The organism is Brachybacterium avium, assembly GCF_002216795.1.
Lineage (GTDB): Bacteria > Actinomycetota > Actinomycetes > Actinomycetales > Dermabacteraceae > Brachybacterium > Brachybacterium avium.
On record NZ_CP022316.1, the window covers coordinates 928,183 to 946,294 of the forward strand.

Consider the following 18,112-nt stretch of genomic DNA (forward strand, 5'->3'; position numbering starts at 1 on the left):
CGCTCAGGCCTCCGTTCCGGGCTGCTGTGCGGGAGCCGCCGCCTGCTCGGCGGGGGCCGCGGCCGGAGCAGCGGACTGCTCGGCGTTGTCCCCACGACGCGCGGTGGCGTTGCGCTCGTTACGACGGCCGCGCGGACGCTCGGCACGCGGGCCACGACCGCCGGAACGGGGACCCTGCGAGGCGGCCTGCTGAGCCGCGAGCTCCTTGGCGGTGACGTCGCCCTTGTAGATCCACACCTTCACGCCGATGCGGCCGAAGGCGGTGCGGGCCTCGTAGAAGCCGTAGTCGATGTTCGCGCGAAGCGTGTGCAGCGGCACGCGTCCCTCACGGTAGAACTCGTTACGGCTCATCTCGGCGCCGCCGAGGCGGCCGGAGACGGCCACTCGGATGCCCTTCGCACCGGCGCGCTGCGCGGACTGCATGCCCTTGCGCATCGCACGGCGGAAGGAGACGCGGGCGGCGAGCTGCTCGGCGATGCCCTGTGCGACCAGCTGAGCGTCGGCCTCGGGGTTCTTGACCTCGAGGATGTTCAGCTGGATCTGCTTGCCGGTGAGCTTCTCGAGCTCGCCGCGCAGGCGCTCGGCCTCCGCGCCACGACGCCCGATGACGATGCCCGGGCGGGCGGTGTGGAGGTCGACGCGCACACGGTCACGGGTGCGCTCGATCTCGACCTTGGAGATACCGGCCCGCTCCATGCCCTTGGACATGAGGTTGCGGATCGCGACATCTTCCTTCACGTAGTCGCGGTAGCGCTGACCCTCCTTGGAGGAATCGGCGAACCACCGGCTGCTGTGCTCCGTCGTGATCCCGAGACGGAACCCGTTCGGATTGACCTTCTGGCCCATTCGGGACTCCTTACTTGTTCACGGGAGCGACGACCACGGTGACGTGGCTGGTGCGCTTCTTGATCTGGAAGGCTCGACCCTGTGCACGCGGCTGGAACCGCTTCATGGTCGGGCCCTCATCGACGAATGCGGCGGAGACGGCGAGTTCGCGCTCATCGAAGCGCTCCCCTGCCTGATCTGCCTTCACCCGCGCGTTGGCGATCGCGGACTCGACGAGCTTGAGGACGGGCTCACTGGCGGACTGCGGGGCGAACCGCAGAATGTCCAGGGCCTCGGCCGTGCTCTTGCCACGAATCAGGTCCACAACGCGGCGAGCCTTCATGGGCGACATGCGGAGGTACCGCACCTGCGCCTTGGCTTCCATTGCTGTCCTGCTTTCTTCTGGGTGTCGGGACGTGCTGCCGTGCTGACTCGAGGTCAGCGACGACGGCCCTTTCTGTCGTCCTTCTCGTGGCCCTTGAAAGTCCGCGTGGGAGCGAACTCGCCGAGCTTGTGGCCGACCATCGACTCGGTGACGAACACCGAGACGTGCTTGCGACCGTCGTGCACTGCGAAGGTGTGGCCGAGGAAGTCCGGGGTGATGACCGAACGACGCGACCAGGTCTTAATGAGGTTCTTGGTGCCCTTCTCGTTCTGGACATCCACCTTCTTCTGAAGGTGGTCGTCCACGAAGGGGCCCTTGGCGATACTGCGAGGCATAGTCTCTGATTCTCCCTATCAGCGCTTCTTGCCGGACCGACGACGGCGCACGATGAGCTTGTCGCTCTCCTTGCCCGGCCGACGGGTACGGCCCTCGGGCTGACCCCAGGGCGACACCGGATGGCGACCACCGGAGGTGCGGCCCTCGCCGCCACCGTGCGGGTGATCGTGCGGGTTCATGACGACGCCACGCACGTGAGGGCGCTTGCCCTTCCAGCGCATGCGGCCAGCCTTGCCCCAGTTGATGTTGGACTGCTCGGCATTGCCGACCTCACCGATGGTGGCGCGGCAGCGGGCATCCACGTTGCGGATCTCGCCGGACGGCATGCGCAGCTGCGCATACGGTCCTTCCTTGGCGACCAGCTGCACAGAGGCGCCGGCGCTGCGGGCGATCTTGGCGCCGCCACCGGGGCGCAGCTCGATGGCGTGCACCACGGTGCCCAGCGGGATGTTCCGCAGCGGCAGGTTGTTGCCGGGCTTGATATCCGCGTCGGGACCGTTCTCGATCCAGTCGCCCTGGCGCAGCTTGGCCGGCGCAAGGATGTAGCGCTTCTCGCCGTCCAGGTAGTGCAGCAGCGCGATGCGCGCGGTGCGGTTGGGGTCGTACTCGATGTGAGCGACCTTCGCGTTGATGCCGTCCTTGTCGTGACGACGGAAGTCGATCACGCGGAAGGCCCGCTTGTGGCCACCGCCCCGGTGACGGGAGGTGATACGACCGTTGTTGTTGCGACCGCCGGACTTGGACAGCGGACGGACCAGCGACTTCTCCGGCGTGGACCGGGTGACCTCGACGAAGTCGGCGCCACTCGAGCCGCGACGACCGGGCGTGGTCGGCTTGCTCTTACGAATTGCCATGTGGGTTTCCCTCAGACTCTCTTCGGCTCCTCGGATATCGGCCGCCTCAGGCGACCGACCCTCCGAAGATGTCGATGGCTCCGTCAGTCAGGGTGACGATGGCGCGCTTGGTGTCCTTGCGCTTGCCGGTCCCGAAGCGCGTGCGGCGCGACTTGCCCTGACGGTTGATCGTGTTGACCGAGTTCACCTTGACGTCGAAGACCTTCTCGACGGCGATCTTGATCTCGGTCTTGTTGGCGTCGGCAGCCACCAGGAAGGTGTACTTGCCCTCGTCCATCAGCCCGTAGCTCTTCTCGGAGACGACCGGGGCCAGCAGGACGTCGCGGGGATCCTTGTTCAGCGAGGTCACTTCGACTCCTCCTCGGCGGCATCATCGGCCGCGGTGGACTCCTTGACTGCGTTCACGAAGCCGGCGGCCTTGGCGGCCTCCTCGTTCGTGAACCAGACCTCGGCCTTGGTACGGCCGTACCACGGGGAGTCCGGGGTGTGGAACTTCATCGAGTCCTGGTTGCCCTTGATCGAGAATCCCTCGGGGGCGGCGCCGTCGGCCAGAGGGGCCGCCGAACCTGCACCGAAGGGAGCCTCCTGCCCGGCAGCCGGAGCGGCCGGAGCAGCGGCGGCCTTCGCCGTGGCGAAGGTCGAGGTGGGCAGGACCAGGGTCGCCTGAGCCACGAAGTCCTCGAGCGCACCGGCGGTGAAGACCACGTCGTCGGAGAGCATGACGTCGTAAGTGTTCACCTGATCGGCGTACAGGACATGGGTGGTCGGCAGGTTGCGCGAGCTGAGCGCGCCCAGATCGTCATCGCGACGCACGACCACCAGCAGGTGGCGACGGTCCGAGACGTTGGACAGGGTCTGACGCACGGACTTGGTCGACGCGACATCGCCCTCCAGGAGCGAGGACACGACGTGGACGCGGCCGTTGCGGGCCCGATCCGAGAGGGCTCCGCGCAAGGCGGCGGCCTTCATCTTCTTCGGGGTGCGCTGGCTGTAGTCGCGCGGGACGGGCCCGTGGACGACGCCGCCGCCGGCGAACTGCGGGGCGCGCAGGGAGCCCTGACGGGCACGACCGGTGCCCTTCTGCTTCCAAGGCTTCTTGCCGCCGCCACGCACCTCGGCGCGGGTCTTGGTCTTGTGGGTGCCCTGGCGGCCGGCCGCCTGCTGGGCGACGACCACCTGGTGGATCAGGGGCACATTGGTCTGCACGTCGAAGATCGACGCGGGCAGCTCGACGGAGCCGGACTTCTTACCGGCCGGATCGAGCACGTCGACAGTCAGGTTCGCTGCCATCGGGCTCAGGCCTCCTTCGCGGGGCTCTTGACAGCCGAGCGCACGAGCACGAGGCCGCCCTTGGCGCCGGGAACGGCACCCTTGACGAGCACAAGGCCCTTCTCGACGTCGACCGCGTGAACGGTCAGGTTCTGGACACTGGTGCGGTCGCCGCCCATACGGCCAGCCATGCGCTGACCCTTGAACACGCGACCGGGGGTGGAGGCGCCACCGATGGAGCCGGGCTTGCGGTGGTTGCGGTGCTGGCCGTGCGAGGCGCCGACACCGGCGAACCCGTGGCGCTTCATGACGCCTGCGGTGCCCTTGCCCTTGGAGGTGCCGACGACGTCGACCTTCTGCCCGGCCTCGAAGATCGAAGCGTCGATCTCCTGGCCGAGGGAGTACTCCGCAGCGTTGAGGGTGCGCAGCTCGACGAGGTGACGGCGCGGGGTCACGCCGGCCTTCTCGAAGTGGCCCTTCAGCGGCAGGGAGACCTTGCGGGGATCGATCTGCCCGTAGGCGATCTGCACCGCGTCGTACCCGTCGGTCTCGACGGAGCGGATCTGGGTGACGACGTTCGCACCGGTCTGCACGACGGTCACGGGGACGAGCTTTCCATTCTCGTCCCAGACCTGGGTCATGCCGAGCTTGGTGCCGAGCACGCCGGACACCGGAGCGGCCTTCTGGCCGGTCAGTTCGTTGCTCATATCCACCACCCTCAGAGCTTGATCTCGATGTTGACGTCCGCCGGCAGGTCGAGACGCATGAGCGAATCCACGGCCTTCGGCGTGGGATCGACGATGTCGATCAGGCGCTTGTGCGTGCGCATCTCGAAATGCTCACGGGAGTCCTTGTACTTGTGCGGCGAACGGATCACGCAGAACACGTTCTTCTCCGTCGGCAGCGGCACCGGGCCCACGACAGTCGCGCCAGCGCTGGTGACCGTCTCGACGATCTTGCGCGCCGAGCTGTCGATCACCTCGTGGTCGTACGACTTGAGCCGGATGCGGATCTTCTGTCCCGCCATGGCGTCCTGTCTCTCTTCCTCGTCTGGCATGGATGCAACCGTCTCCCGGTACCCGAGGACGGGCGTGTCGGCCTCCGCGGGGCGCATGAGCCCAGCACGAGACCGCCGAGAATCGGCTGCGTCTGCGTCGTATCCCTGCGACGATGCGCACTCCGCACCATGGGGCGCGGTTCGCATCCTCGGGACGGGCCTCCTCCGGTGATCATTCTCCGAGGAATCCCTCGGAGAACGGAACCGGGCATGTCGGCCCGCGCAGACAACTTGAACAGTCTGTCAGAATCGGCCCGCCACGACAAGACGGGCCCGGGTGCACCCTGTCACATCCAGGGTCCCGGGCCCGTCGAGAGCACTCCGCGGAGTTCGGTCCTTCCTCACTTGTCCGAGCTGCGACCGACTCCGCCCTGCAGCTGGCGCTGGAAGAACGCATAGATGATGAGTACCGGCAGAATCGTGATGGTCACGGCCGCGAACATCGCTCCCCAGTCGGATTGATAGCCCTGCTGCGCCTGCATGTTCGCGAGGCCCTGTGCGAGCACGAACTTGCTCTGGTCGGTGTTGAGCACGACCGGCAGCAGGAACTGGTTCCACAGGCCCAGGAAGTTGAAGATCGTCACGCTCGCGAGGCCCGGAAGGGCCATCGGAACCATCACCTGGAAGAAGGTGCGGAAGTCGCCTGCGCCGTCGATAGAGGCGGCCTCGGCGATCTCCTCCGGCAGCTGCCGGAAGAACGCGTAGAGGAAGAACACCGTGAACGGCAGTGCGAAGCCCGAATAGGCGAGGATGAGTCCCAGATAGGTATTCCTCAGGCTCAGCGATTCGAGCACGAAGAACAGCGGCACCACCGCCAGGAACAGCGGGAACGTGAGGCCCGCGATCAGCCCGTAGTAGATCAGCCGCCGCCCGGGGAAGGTGTACCGCGCCAGGATGTACGCGCACATAGAGCCCAGCAGCATCACCAGGAGCAGGGCTCCGCCGACGACGATCAGCGTGTTCCCGAAGAACCGGCCGATGCCGGCCTCGGTCCACGCGTTCACGAAGTTGTCGAAGTTCAGCTTCTCCGGGAGGCTGAACGGGGAGATGAGGATCTCCCGCGAATTCTTGAACGAGCTGTAGAACGTCCACAGCAGCGGCAGGATCACCAGCAGCGCCCAGATGCTCAGGATCACATTGGCGACGACGCCGAAGGTCCGATCGCTGCCGGACCCCTTGGGATGGGCTCCGCCCTTCCTGCTGCGGGAGGTTCTCGCGTCGCCCCGCGCAGGCGCCGCAGCGACCGCGCTCGGGGAGTCAGCGCTCTGCGTCGCCATCACACGTCCTTCCGTCGGAAGCTGAACAGCACGATCACGGCCATCAGCATCGTGACCAGAGCCAGCACCACGCCCATCGCCGAGGCGAGCCCGAAGCGGGAGTCGAAGAAGGCCGTCTCGTAGAGGTACCGGGAGATGACCTCGGTGCTCTTGGCGGTGCCGCCGTTGGGGGTCATCACCTGGATGTACACGAACATGTCCAGCGCGACGATCCCCATGTAGACCGCGGCCGTCGAGACGTTCTCCCGGATCATCGGCAGGATCACCTGCACGGACAGCCGCAGACGACCGCAGCCGTCGAGGCGCGCCGCCTCGACGATCTCTGCAGGCACCGCATGGATCGCCGCGACGAACAGCACCATATAGAAGCCCAGCAGGTTCCAGACCACAGCCAGGCCCACCGCGATGAGCGCGAAATCGGGGCTCCCCAGCCAGGCGATCCCCGGATCCAGACCGATCAGGCCCAGAGTCCCGTTCAGCAATCCCCCATTGGGTGAATAGATGAACGCGAACAGGATGCCGACCACGACGGCGGGGATGACATACGGGAAGAAGCTGACCATGCGGAAGAAGTTCGCACCGCGCACACCGCGGACCTCACCGCGCGTGCTGCCGCCGACGGTCACCAGGATCGCCAGCGCGAACGCGAGCACGATCACGACCGTCGGCAGTGCGACCATCAGGATGAGGTTGTTGGTCAGCGCCTTGAGGAACGTGGGGTCCTGGAACAATGTGACGTAGTTGCCCAGCCCGATGAACTCGGGCGCGGCCGAGAGTCCCCGCCAGTTCGTCAGCGAATAGAAGATCGCCTGCGCGATCGGCCAGACGACGATCACGGCGTACAGCAGCAGCGGGAGTCCGAGGAAGATCGCGAAGAACAGCACGCGGGACGGCGTGATGCGGCGACGCGCCCCTCGGGTGCGCACAGGCGCACCCGAGGGGACGGTGGTTCCGATAGCAGCGCTCATCAGTCAGGGACGTCGAACTTCTCGATGCTGTCGTCCTCACGGACGCCGTCGATCATCGCCTGCTCCCGCTCCCGCGCCTGGTCGGCGGTGAGGCCGCCGCTGAGGAACTCCGTCCACAGGGTGACCGTGTCCGGGCCGAGCCCGTACCAATCCCGGTGATTGATGTGGAAGGTGTTCTCCCCGGCGGCGGTGATCATCTCGTTGGTCGAGGCGAGAGCCGTCGAACCGAAGGCGTCCTCGGGGATGGTGTCCTTGAGGACCGTCGGGGACGAGGTGATCTCGGAGAAGTTCTGCGCCTGCTCCTTGGAGAGCATGATCCGCAGGAACTCGAGGCCGCCGGCCCCGTTCGCAGCGTCGCTGGGAACGAAGAAGGGCTCGCCGGCTGTGCCGTGGATGGCTTCCGCCGGCATGGCGCCGTTCGAGCTCAGCTGGGGCGTGGGCACGCCCACCATCTCGTAATCATCGGGGGTGATGCCCTTCTGCTCGTTCTCGATCCACGAGCCCGAGGGGTACATCACCGCCTTCCCGGTCACCCACTGGGCCTGGGCCTCGGTGTGCTTGATCCCGGCCCCGCCGGAGAGGAAGTAGCCGGCCTTGACAGCGTCCTCGATCGCCGCGTAGGCGGCGACGACGGAGTCCTGCTCGAAGGCGTCGGGCTCGAGCCGGTCGAGGTTCTTCTGCACCTCGATGCCGCCCTCCTTGATGGCCATCGAGAGTGCGAGCTCCCGGTAGTAGTTCGACGCGTTCTGCCCGCCCCACGGGAACAGTGCGATGCCCTCGGCTTTCGCGGCCTCACCAATGGTCATCACGTCGTCCCAGGTGGCAGGCATGGCCCAGCCCTTGTCCTCGAACTGCTTGCGAGAGAGCCACACCGCATAGACGGTGTAGACGTAGTTGAACGCGTACACCTTGCCGGAATAAGTCCCCGCATCCAACGAACCGGGGATCAAGGAATCCTTGATGGTGCCTCCGTCGATGGACGGCGCCTCGGCGAGCTGGTCGAGCTCGGCGACGCTGCTCTCCCCGACCAGAGCGCCGGCGTTCATCGACTGCGCACCGGAGTTGTCGAAGAGATCGGGCGGGTTGCCGCCGATGAAGCGCGGCTGCAGATCGGGCTGGATGTTGACCGTCGAGGAGACCTTGACGTCGGCGTCCGGGTACATCTCCTCGTACTTGTCCCCGGCGTCCTTCGCGTACTGGTCGCCGTAGCCGCCGTTGAAGATGACGACGTCCACCGGGGCATCGCCGGCGACTCCGAAGGGGTTGTCGTCGGAGACGTCGCCCTCGCCGGTCCCGACCCCGGCCTCACCGCCGTCCTCATCGTCCGAGCCGCCACCGCCGGCGGCGCAGGCGCTCAGCGCCGCAGCTCCCGCACCGGCGCCGGCGAGGCTCAGGAACAGTCGTCGTGACGCACCGAGCTTCTCAGCCGGGGTGTCGAGGATGGTGGGGTCCTTGGAGTCGTCCATAGCTCCCTCTTTCATCATTGAAGCGGAGAATCTGCTGTCGAGCCGGCGCGAAGAGGTCTTGTGCCGCCCGCCTCAGCGTACTCGCGACCTGATCGTCTCTGCGTGCCTCGCCGCCAATGTGACCAAAAAGTTGCACAATTCGGCGAAATCCGCTCATCTCCGCCTCGAGAACCGTCCAGGACCTGAACGACCGGCCGCGTGCGCAACCATTCACACCGGACTCCCTGCGCCGATCCAGCCAGCTCGCCGATTCCTGCTCTACGGTGGCCTCAGTGTGAGGCTTGCTGGTGCCGCGGATGTCGCGGTGGTTGGATCCTTTCCATCCGGTGATTGGCTCTTACGCTGGCTGCCGTTCTTCGTTGAGCTGGCCTTCATGGGTATTGCCGTCGCCGGGTGGGAAGGACCGGCCGGCGTGACTTGATAGGAGCGTGCAGCTGCCCCACTGAGGTTTGTCCGCCGACCGGCCCGACCGTTCGACCCCCACTCGAATTCAAGGGAGGCAGTGACCATGGTGGTCCTGATCGGCGCTGACGTCCACAAGAACTCGCACACCTTCGTCGCGGTCGACGCGGCGGGCAAGCAGATCGGGCAGATCACTGTCCGCGCGACTCATAGCGGTCACGAGAAGGCCTACCGATGGGCCAGGAAGTCCTTCATCGAGCAGGACCGCCAGTGGGGGGTGGAGGACTGTCGCCACCTCACCGGTCTGCTCGAACGCGATCTCCTTGCCCATGGAGAGCCCGTGGTCAGGGTGCCGGCGAAGCTGATGGCACGCCAACGCGCCACAGCGCGCACTCGCGGGAAGTCCGACCCGATCGATGCTCTCGCCGTCGCGCGGGCGATGGCCCGCGAGGACGATCTGCCGACCGCGTTCACCGATGAGCAGGCACGAGAGGTCAAGCTGGTCCTGGCGCGTCGTGAGGACCTGGTCGCGGAGCGGACCCGGGTGATCAACCGCCTGCGCTGGCACCTGCACGAGCTCGACCCCGAAGTCGACCCGGCACCACGCGCGCTGACCCATCGACCGGCTCAGGAACGAGTGCGGGAGCTGGTCGAGGCGAGCGAGGGGATCGTCGCGGAGATCGCGGGCATGGTCCTGGCCGACCTCGAACGGCTCTGCTCCTCGATCAGCGAGCTGGATGCGCGGCTGCGTGTCATGGTCCGGGAGGTGGAGCCGGTGCTGTTGGAGATCCCCGGCTGCGCGGAGCTGTCGGCCGCGAAGATCCTCGCCGAGACCGCCGGGATCGAACGGTTCGCGAACGAGGGGAAGTACGCGATGTTCGCCGGCTGCGCTCCGATCCCGGTCTGGTCAGGCAAGACCGAGGGGAGAGTCCGTCTGAACAGGGGCGGGAATCGTCAGTTGAATTGCGCGATCCACCGCATCGCCCTCACTCAAGTCCGTCTCGAAGGACCCGGTAAGGAGTACTACGACCGGCTCCGCGAACAGGGCAAGACCGTGATGGAAGCCCTCCGCTGCTTGAAGAGCGCGATCGCCCGCCGCATCTGGCGCGCTCTCACCCGTGCCCACGCCGAAGCCCTCGCCACCACCCCGATCCCACTGAACCCCACCTCAACGACTTGCGTACCGCAAGCCGCTTGACATAGGAGATACCCATGAGCCAGCCTCCGCAGTCGCCGCGTTCCGCCTCTCCGCTGACGGCACGCCTCTACGATCTCGAATATCCCCGCTCCCTCGGCGTCTATAGCACCTACCAGGAGGTGCAGTCCGTGGTCGACACCCTCGCGGATCGGCAGTTCCCGGTGCAGAGCACCTTGATCGTCGGCACGGATCTGAAGCTCATGGAGCGTGTCACCGGTCGGCGCACCTGGCCCAAGGTGATCTCCCAGGGTGCGCTCTCCGGCCTGTGGATGGGGCTCTTCCTCGGCCTGCTGCTGCTCCTGCTCTCCCCGGGCAACCTCACCGTGGTCCTCACCGCCGTGGTACTGGGCATCGTGTTCTTCACGGTGTCCTCGGTGATCGGGTACGCGATGACAGGGGGCAGGCGGGACTTCACCTCGATGACGGCCACCATCCCGATGCAGTACGAACTGCTGGTCGAGCACAAGCATGCGGCGCAGGCGCAGCAGATCCTCGCCGAGTCCGGTGCCGCGCCGGTCCCGGTGCGCGGCCCGGCCGCGAGCGGCGCTGAGCAGTTCTCTCAGCAGACCGCGCCCTACGGCCATACCTCCCACAGCGGTGGTCAGCAGTTCGGCTCCCCGGCCGCGCGCCCCGGAGCGTCCTCTCCCATGACCCCGCCGCCCGGGCGCCCCAGCTACGGCCAGCCGGCGCAGACCAGCCCCGCCCCGAGCGGGGGCCCACCGCCCGCAGCGGCAGGCCGAGCTTCGGCATGCCTGCGGGGGCGCCGCTGCGTGAGGACCCCGCTGCGGAGCAGCTGCCCCATGGATCGCCGTCGGTCGGCGCATCCAGCACCTCCGAAGCCTCCGCTGAAACGGGCGGCTCTCGTGGTGGCACGGCATATCCGTCCTCGGACCCCGCCGATCCTGCGCAGCCGTCCGAGCGCCCCTCGCAGAGGCCGCCGGCCGAGGATCCCGCACCCGATCGGCGCTCATCCCGGGACCGGCGCCCCGGCGACGACCGCGAGCGCTGAGCCGCTGCCCCGAACTGCCGGGACAGCGATCTCGTCGCCGCCCGACGACGAGACCAGCTCCCCTCCCGGGGGATGCGTGTCCCCGCAGCTGCACACGCCTCCGTGAACGAGGCGCGCCCGGTTGGCGGGGCATTTGGCATCCCGGCATCCAGGTGGATCCCCTGGGGCGACCTCTCGAGCCCGTCTCCCTGGACCGACCCTCGACCCGGGTGATTCCGGCCGCCGGGTGACTCTGCACGGACAACGCGAGAAGGCCCCGCACCGGTCATCCCGGTACGGGGCCTTCTTCTGCTGCTCAGCTCTCGCAGTGCGAGCGCCTCACTGCTGCGGGGTCTCCCCCGCTGCGATCACTTGGTGATCTTGGTGACGCGGCCGGAGCCCACGGTGCGGCCACCCTCACGGATGGCGAAGCCGAGGCCCTCCTCCATGGCGATCGGCTGGATCAGCTCGACCGTCATCTCGGTGTTGTCGCCGGGCATGACCATCTCGGTGCCCTCGGGCAGCTCGATGACGCCGGTGACGTCGGTCGTCCGGAAGTAGAACTGCGGACGGTAGTTCGAGTAGAACGGATTGTGACGGCCGCCCTCGTCCTTGGACAGGATGTAGACCTGCGCCTCGAAGTTGGTGTGCGGGGTGATCGTGCCGGGCTTGGCCACGACCTGGCCGCGCTCGACGTCCTCACGCTTGGTGCCACGCAGCAGCAGGCCGCAGTTCTCGCCGGCCCATGCCTCGTCCATCTGCTTGTGGAACATCTCGATGCCGGTGACGATCGTCTTCTGCGGCTTGCGGATGCCGAGGATCTCGACCTCGGAGTTGATCGACAGCTTGCCGCGGTCGACCTTGCCGGTGACGACGGTGCCACGACCCTGGATCGTGAAGACGTCCTCGATCGGCATCAGGAACGCCTGGTCGAGATCGCGGACCGGGTCCGGGATGGACTCGTCCACGGCGTCCATGAGGTCCTCGACGGACTTGACCCACTTGGGGTCGCCCTCGAGAGCCTTCAGCGCGGACACCTGGATGATCGGCGCGTCCTCGTCGAAGCCCTGGGCGGCCAGCATCTCGCGGACCTCCATCTCGACGAGCTCGAGGATCTCCTCGTCGTCGACCATGTCGGACTTGTTGAGGGCGGCGAGCAGGTAGGGAACGCCGACCTGCTTGGCGAGCAGCACGTGCTCACGGGTCTGCGCCATCGGGCCGTCGGTGGCGGCGACCACGAGGATCGCGCCGTCCATCTGAGCCGCGCCGGTGATCATGTTCTTCACGTAGTCGGCGTGCCCGGGGGCGTCGACGTGCGCGTAGTGGCGCTTGTCGGTCTCGTACTCGATGTGCGAGACGTTGATCGTGATGCCGCGCTGCTTCTCCTCCGGCGCGTTGTCGATCGTGTCGAAGTCACGGGCCTGGTTCAGCTCCGGGAACTTGTCGTACAGGACCTTCGAGATCGCAGCGCTCAGCGTGGTCTTGCCGTGGTCGACGTGACCGATGGTGCCGATGTTGACGTGCGGCTTGGTCCGCTCGAACTTGGCCTTCGCCATGATGGTGTCCTCCTAGGACTTCTTATCGTGGTACTTCTGGATCGGGATCGGACCCCGCCTCGTCGAGGCGGAACTCCGATGGGAGCGGGGGAAGCAGGAGAAGGAGCCTACCTGCTTCCCCCGGACTCCTCACTCGCCCCGGGTCTTCGCGACGATCTCCTCAGCGATGCTGGCGGGGACCTCCGCGTAGCTGTCGAACTGCATCGTGTACATCGCACGACCCTGGGTCTTGGACCGCAGGTCGCCGACGTATCCGAACATCTCGGACAGCGGGACGAGAGCACGGACGATCTTGACCCCGCTCGCGTCCTCCATCGACTGGACCTGACCTCGCCTGGAGTTCAGGTCGCCGATGACATCTCCCATGTACTCCTCCGGAGTGCGGACCTCGACGTCCATGAGGGGCTCGAGGATGACCGGCTGCGCCTTGCGCAGGGCCTCCTTGGCCGCCATGGAGCCGGCGATCTTGAAGGCCATCTCCGAGGAGTCGACGTCGTGGAACGCGCCGTCCAGGAGAGAGGCCTTGACGTTCACGACCGGGTAGCCGGCCGTGATGCCGCCCTGCAGGGCATCCTGGATGCCCGCGTCCACGCTCGGGATGTACTCGCGCGGGATGCGACCGCCGGTGACCTTGTTCTCGAACTCGTAGAACACGCCCTCTTCGGCGTCGGTCAGCGGGCCGAAGGTCAGCTGGACCTTCGCGAACTGGCCAGACCCACCGGTCTGCTTCTTGTGGGTGAAGTCGAACTTCTCCACCGTCCGCTTGATCGTCTCGCGGTAGGCCACCTGGGGCTTGCCGATGTTGGCCTCGACGTTGAACTCGCGACGCATGCGGTCAACGAGGATGTCGAGGTGGAGCTCACCCATGCCGCGGATGACGGTCTGGCCGGTCTCCTCGTCGAGCTGCACCTGGAAGGTCGGGTCCTCCTTGGCGAGCTTCTGGATGGCGACACCCAGCTTCTCCTGGTCGCTCTTCGTCTTGGGCTCGATCGCCACCGAGATGACCGGCTCCGGGAAGCTCATCGATTCGAGCTGGATCGGGTTCGCCGGATCACACAGGGTGTCACCGGTGGTGGTGTCCTTCAGCCCGATGAACGCGTAGATGTGGCCTGCGAAGGCCTCCTCCACCGGATTCTCCTTGTTGGAGTGCATCTGGAACAGCTTGCCCACGCGCTCCTTCTTGCCGGTGGTGGCATTCAGGATCTGCATACCCTGCTGCACCTGGCCGGAGTAGACGCGCACGTAGGTCAGCGATCCGAAGAACGCATGCGCGGCGACCTTGAACGCGAGCGCCGAGAAGGGCTCTTCCCAGTCGGGCGCGCGGGTGAGCTCCTTCGACTCGTCCTTGACATCGTGGCCGATCATCGGCGGGACGTCGAGCGGCGAGGGCAGGTAGTCGACGACACCGTTGAGGACGGGCTGGACGCCCTTGTTCTTGAAAGCGGTGCCGCAGAAGACCGGGTAGGCCTCGGAGTTGATGGTCATGGCGCGGATGCCGGCCTTGAGCTCATCGGTGGTGAGCTCGCCCTCTTCGAGGTACTTGTCCATGAGCTCCTCGGAGCTCTCGGCGACGTCCTCGACCAGCTGGGCACGGTACTCGTCGACCGTGTCCTGCAGATCCTCCGGGATCGGGATCTCCCGCTGCCACTGGCCGCGGGCCGGATCACCCTTCTTGGAGTTGATCGCGGGCATGTCCTCCTCGAGCGTGTCGGGCCACTCGTAGGCCTTCAGCTCGACGAGGTCGACGACGCCGCGGAAATCATTCTCCGCGCCGATCGGGACCTGCATGACCAGCGGCTTCGCGCCGAGGCGGTCCTTGATCGTGCTGACGGTGAAGAAGAAGTCGGCGCCCAGCTTGTCCATCTTGTTGACGAAGCAGATGCGCGGGACCTCGTACTTGTCGGCCTGACGCCACACGGTCTCGGACTGGGGCTCCACGCCCTCCTTGCCGTCGAACACTGCGACGGCTCCGTCGAGCACACGCAGCGAACGCTCCACCTCGACGGTGAAGTCGACGTGCCCGGGGGTGTCGATGATGTTGATCTGGTTGTCGTGCCAGTAGCAGGTCGTCGCGGCCGACGTGATCGTGATGCCGCGCTCCTTCTCCTGGTCCATCCAGTCCATCGTGCCGGCGCCGTCGTGGGTCTCGCCCATCTTGTAGTTCACGCCGGTGTAGAAGAGGATGCGCTCGGTCGTGGTGGTCTTGCCAGCATCGATGTGAGCCATGATGCCGATATTGCGGACCTTGTTCAGGTCGCTGAGCACTTCGAGTGCCACGGGCTTGTGCCTTTCTGGAGAACGGATGCTGGTAGAGCTGCCGAAGGACAGTCGGTGGGATCCGCCCGGACGGACGGACCCCACCATGGACTCACCAGCGGTAGTGAGCGAAGGCCCGGTTGGACTCGGCCATCTTGTGGGTGTCCTCGCGGCGCTTGACAGCGGCACCGAGGCCGTTGGAGGCGTCCAGGATCTCGTTCATCAGACGCTCGGTCATGGTGTTCTCGCGGCGGGCGCGGGAGTAGCTGACCAGCCAGCGCAACGCCAGCGTGGTGGAGCGGCCGGGCTTGACCTCGATCGGGACCTGGTAGGTCGCACCGCCGACGCGGCGGGAGCGGACCTCGAGGGACGGCCGGATGTTGTCCAGCGCCTTCTTCAGGGTGACGACCGGGTCCTGGCCGTTCTTCTCACGGGCGCCCTCGAGCGCGCCGTAGACGATGCCCTCGGCGACGGTCTTCTTGCCGTCCAGGAGGATCTTGTTGATGAGCTGCGTGACGATCGGCGAGCCGAAGACCGGATCGACGACGAGCTGGCGCTTGGGAGCGGGGCCCTTACGAGGCATTACTTCTTCTCCTTCTTGGCGCCGTAGCGGGAACGGGCCTGCTGGCGGCCCTTGACGGACTGGGTGTCCAGCGCGCCGCGCACGATCTTGTAGCGCACGCCGGGCAGGTCCTTCACACGGCCGCCGCGGACGAGCACGATCGAGTGCTCCTGGAGATTGTGGCCCTCGCCGGGGATGTAGGCGGTGACCTCGACGCCGGTCGACAGCTTCACGCGCGCGATCTTGCGCAGCGCCGAGTTCGGCTTCTTGGGGGTCTGGGTGTAGACGCGCGTGCAGACACCGCGGCGCTGGGGCGAACCCTTGAGCGCAGGCGTCTTCGAGGAGGACGACCGTGCGTCCCTCCCCTTGCGCACCAACTGCTGAATAGTGGGCACAGCTTCTCTTCCTGTTCAGCCACCGGAGCTGTTCGCACCGGAGGATCGACATCTTCGACCGTTCGCACGGCCGGCGACCCGACACGCCGCCCCCATGGCCCGGGGACTTCTGCGGATCGACCCGCCCGGCAGGTGATGGCACCTGACGGGCGTCCTGGAGGACCGTGATCGGTGCCCGCGAGACGGAGGCCGGGCATGGCCCCGACTCGTATTCGGGCACGCCGCGAGGATCCGCTCCTCGCGGGGGACATCCCCGCGACCCCGAAGGGTTCATGGGTCAATCCCGGGTCACGACCAGAGGGCACTCCGGACGCACCTAGAGTCTACTGAGATGCGCACGATGCGGTCAAAGCTTCTCCCGTACTCCGACGCAGATCACATGCCGGACACTTGCTGCACGGCCTGCCTCGCCTTCCTCCGCCACGCGGCATGCCGGGGCTCGGCCGAGCGGGGCGCGTCCACACTGGGCTGAGCGCGGCGCGCACCCACTGGCCGTCTTCCAGTACACGCCCTCGATACGGCGGGGCGTGTGCTGGCTGGACGCCAGTGGGGACCAGGCGACGATCGCGGGACGGGCAACCTCACGCGACGAGCGCGCCGCCGAAGGGCGACGCGCTCGCGGGTGGCCGGGGACCGGCCGGAACAGGCTCGCGGATCAGCGGATGCCGAGCTGGGAGGTGCAGGACGGCCAAGCGCCCCAGCCCTGGGCGGCCTGGACCTTCTTGGCGATCTCGATCTGCGCGGAGCGGCTCGCCTGGTGGGCATTGTTCGCGTACTTGCCACCGCCGAAGGCCTGCCAGGTCGAGTGGGTGAACTGCAGGCCGCCGTAGTAGCCGTTGCCGGTGCTGATCGACCAGTTCCCGCCGGACTCGCACTTCGCGATGCGGTCCCAGACAGAGCCGGACGCCGCAGAGGGAGCAGCCGGAGCGCTTGAGCTGGAGTTGCTGCTGGAGCTCGAGCTGCTGCTGGAGCTGTTGGAGCTGGAGGAGTCGCGGTCGGAGCTGCGCGAGGACTTGCTGGAGGTGGAGCGCGGCTCGGGCTTGGACTCAGGCTTCGGCGCGGGCTTCTCCTTGGTGCCCTTGGCGACGACCTCGGTGACGGGCTCGGTGACGACATCCTCGGAGACCAGCTCCGACTCGGTGACCTCACCGTCGACGACGGTCTCGGCGTAGACCTTCTCGACCGAACCGGCCTTGCCCTTCGTGGTCGTCTTGGTGGTCCCCTCGTACAGGGAGTCGTCCTTGACGGTCTTCGTCTCGAACGGGATGTCCTCGGTCTCGGTGCGCTCGTCCTCGCGGACCCGCTGGACCGTGTAGGTGGCGCCGTCCTCGAGCACGGTGTCACGCGGGACGTCGGCGGTGTCGGTGTCCTCGATGTCGCCGAGGACCTTGTCCATCGCGTCGCCGACGGTCAGTGCGGTCACGTCGAAGGTGTCCTGGCCGTACTGGCCCACGAAGGTGACGGTCTTGCGAGTGATGACCTCGACCTCGCCGTCGGCCGCGGAGAGGCTGGTATCGGGAGCGGGGGTGATCGCCGCGCCTTCGGCCTTGTACTCGGCGTCCTCCAGGACGTCAGAGACGGTGTCGCCAGTGGTGAGCAGCTCCTGGTCGACTCCGTCCACGGTCACCGTGATCGGGGTGCGCTGGATGACCTGGATGTCCATGCCGTCGGTGACGACCTCCTCCAGGCCCGGCAGCACCAGGTCGGTGTCCTGGATCTCGATGCCCTGGTCCGCGAGCAGGCTCGCCACCGTGGGCTGCGCGAAGGTGCGCACCGAGGACTGCTCGCCGTACGCGTTGATCTGGGCCTCGTTCGACATGGCGAAGGCGGTGCCTCCACCGCCGATGGCGACGACGCACACGGTCGCGGCACCGATGATCCACGGGGTCTTCTTCACTGGTCCACCTGTTCCTGCCGCGGGCGTGCGGCGTAGCGTGTCGTTCCCTGAGCTTCGGACCCCGCGGGGCGGGGCCTGCAGCTCCGGCACGCGCGCGCCGCCTGTCAGGGGCGCAGCAGGAAAGCTTGCGTGGGAACTGCCAGATGCCATGCTTTCCCGGTTCGGGCGGTTTCGAAAGGGCAACGGGAAGACCTTGAGCAAGGGCCCACGAGGGCTTTACCCTCCCGTGAACTTCGGCGTCGGCCAGGTCACCCGTGAGGGGCTTCCGCGGGGTCCGGGCGCGACGTGGCGCACACCGGGACCGCTCCGCCCCGTCGGCCCGACGGGTCCCGGAACGGCCGCTCCCCCATGCGAACGCCGCGGGGCGGCCCCACCGAAGTGGGACCGCCCCGCGGAGTGTGGTCGCTGCGGCCACCTCAGG

At 67.0% G+C, this 18,112-nt stretch carries 18 protein-coding genes; 2 read left to right on the plus strand and 16 right to left on the minus strand.

The genetic code is table 11. The features are described 5' to 3' along the window. Nucleotides 1-3: 3 nt before the first annotated feature. From rpsC to ngcE, 11 genes are all read right to left on the minus strand, one after another. Nucleotides 4-846: a 30S ribosomal protein S3 gene (gene rpsC / locus CFK39_RS04265; RefSeq protein ID WP_089064417.1), complete on the minus strand. Its 843-nt coding sequence runs from the start codon at nucleotides 844-846 to the stop codon at nucleotides 4-6. Nucleotides 847-856: 10 nt separating this feature from the next. Then, nucleotides 857-1,210 (minus strand): 50S ribosomal protein L22, encoded by a 354-nt coding sequence (rplV, locus tag CFK39_RS04270; protein WP_089064418.1) that lies wholly within the window; start codon nucleotides 1,208-1,210, stop codon nucleotides 857-859. A gap of 53 nt (nucleotides 1,211-1,263) precedes the next feature. Then, nucleotides 1,264-1,545 carry a 30S ribosomal protein S19 gene (rpsS, locus tag CFK39_RS04275; RefSeq protein ID WP_015776373.1) on the minus strand — a complete coding sequence of 94 codons (282 nt, stop codon included), beginning with the start codon at nucleotides 1,543-1,545 and terminating at the stop codon, nucleotides 1,264-1,266. Between the two features lie 18 nt (nucleotides 1,546-1,563). Next, nucleotides 1,564-2,400 carry a 50S ribosomal protein L2 gene (gene rplB, locus CFK39_RS04280; protein ID WP_089064419.1) on the minus strand — a complete coding sequence of 279 codons (837 nt, stop codon included), beginning with the start codon at nucleotides 2,398-2,400 and terminating at the stop codon, nucleotides 1,564-1,566. 46 nt (nucleotides 2,401-2,446) lie between these two features. Further along, the gene (rplW, locus tag CFK39_RS04285; protein WP_089064420.1) at nucleotides 2,447-2,749 is read right to left on the minus strand and encodes a 50S ribosomal protein L23; all 303 of its coding nucleotides are present in this window, start codon (nucleotides 2,747-2,749) and stop codon (nucleotides 2,447-2,449) included. Further along, nucleotides 2,746-3,690, minus strand: a complete 945-nt coding sequence (gene rplD, locus CFK39_RS04290) for a 50S ribosomal protein L4, sunset domain variant (protein ID WP_089064421.1) — start codon at nucleotides 3,688-3,690, stop codon at nucleotides 2,746-2,748. The genes rplW and rplD overlap by 4 nt, the downstream gene beginning before the upstream one ends. A gap of 5 nt (nucleotides 3,691-3,695) precedes the next feature. After that, on the minus strand, nucleotides 3,696-4,376 hold the full coding sequence (rplC, locus tag CFK39_RS04295; RefSeq protein WP_089064422.1) for a 50S ribosomal protein L3: 681 nt from the start codon (nucleotides 4,374-4,376) through the stop codon (nucleotides 3,696-3,698). A gap of 11 nt (nucleotides 4,377-4,387) precedes the next feature. Further along, nucleotides 4,388-4,696, minus strand: coding sequence for a 30S ribosomal protein S10 (gene rpsJ, locus CFK39_RS04300; protein ID WP_089064423.1), 309 nt, complete (start codon nucleotides 4,694-4,696; stop codon nucleotides 4,388-4,390). A gap of 371 nt (nucleotides 4,697-5,067) precedes the next feature. After that, complete coding sequence (locus CFK39_RS04305; protein ID WP_089064424.1) at nucleotides 5,068-6,003, minus strand: carbohydrate ABC transporter permease; 936 nt, start codon at nucleotides 6,001-6,003, stop codon at nucleotides 5,068-5,070. Next, the gene (locus tag CFK39_RS04310; protein WP_245822908.1) at nucleotides 6,003-6,929 is read right to left on the minus strand and encodes a carbohydrate ABC transporter permease; all 927 of its coding nucleotides are present in this window, start codon (nucleotides 6,927-6,929) and stop codon (nucleotides 6,003-6,005) included. Before CFK39_RS04310 ends, CFK39_RS04305 begins: the two co-directional genes overlap by 1 nt. Nucleotides 6,930-6,970: 41 nt before the next feature. Next, nucleotides 6,971-8,437 carry an N-acetylglucosamine/diacetylchitobiose ABC transporter substrate-binding protein gene (gene ngcE, locus CFK39_RS04315; protein WP_089064426.1) on the minus strand — a complete coding sequence of 489 codons (1,467 nt, stop codon included), beginning with the start codon at nucleotides 8,435-8,437 and terminating at the stop codon, nucleotides 6,971-6,973. 508 nt (nucleotides 8,438-8,945) lie between these two features. On the opposite strand from ngcE, the gene CFK39_RS04320 reads away from it, so the two are divergent. Both CFK39_RS04320 and CFK39_RS04325 read left to right on the plus strand, forming a co-directional pair. Next, nucleotides 8,946-10,037: an IS110 family RNA-guided transposase gene (locus tag CFK39_RS04320; protein WP_245822990.1), complete on the plus strand. Its 1,092-nt coding sequence runs from the start codon at nucleotides 8,946-8,948 to the stop codon at nucleotides 10,035-10,037. A 14-nt stretch (nucleotides 10,038-10,051) separates the two neighbouring features. Then, entirely contained in the window at nucleotides 10,052-11,152 is a 1,101-nt protein-coding gene (locus CFK39_RS04325) for a YflT domain-containing protein (protein WP_245822909.1), read from the plus strand. A gap of 241 nt (nucleotides 11,153-11,393) precedes the next feature. On the opposite strand, the gene tuf is transcribed toward CFK39_RS04325, so the two are convergent. The 5 genes from tuf to CFK39_RS17145 all read right to left on the minus strand — a co-directional run bounded on the left by tuf (nucleotide 11,394) and on the right by CFK39_RS17145 (nucleotide 17,691). After that, nucleotides 11,394-12,581: an elongation factor Tu gene (gene tuf, locus CFK39_RS04330; protein WP_089064427.1), complete on the minus strand. Its 1,188-nt coding sequence runs from the start codon at nucleotides 12,579-12,581 to the stop codon at nucleotides 11,394-11,396. Between the two features lie 129 nt (nucleotides 12,582-12,710). Beyond that, nucleotides 12,711-14,858, minus strand: a complete 2,148-nt coding sequence (gene fusA / locus CFK39_RS04335; protein ID WP_089064428.1) for an elongation factor G — start codon at nucleotides 14,856-14,858, stop codon at nucleotides 12,711-12,713. A gap of 91 nt (nucleotides 14,859-14,949) precedes the next feature. Next, the gene (gene rpsG / locus CFK39_RS04340; RefSeq protein ID WP_089064429.1) at nucleotides 14,950-15,420 is read right to left on the minus strand and encodes a 30S ribosomal protein S7; all 471 of its coding nucleotides are present in this window, start codon (nucleotides 15,418-15,420) and stop codon (nucleotides 14,950-14,952) included. Then, on the minus strand, nucleotides 15,420-15,794 hold the full coding sequence (gene rpsL / locus CFK39_RS04345; RefSeq protein WP_087484111.1) for a 30S ribosomal protein S12: 375 nt from the start codon (nucleotides 15,792-15,794) through the stop codon (nucleotides 15,420-15,422). Before rpsL ends, rpsG begins: the two co-directional genes overlap by 1 nt. Before the next feature lie 655 nt (nucleotides 15,795-16,449). Further along, nucleotides 16,450-17,691, minus strand: a complete 1,242-nt coding sequence (locus tag CFK39_RS17145; RefSeq protein WP_089064430.1) for a resuscitation-promoting factor — start codon at nucleotides 17,689-17,691, stop codon at nucleotides 16,450-16,452. Nucleotides 17,692-18,112: the final 421 nt, after the last annotated feature.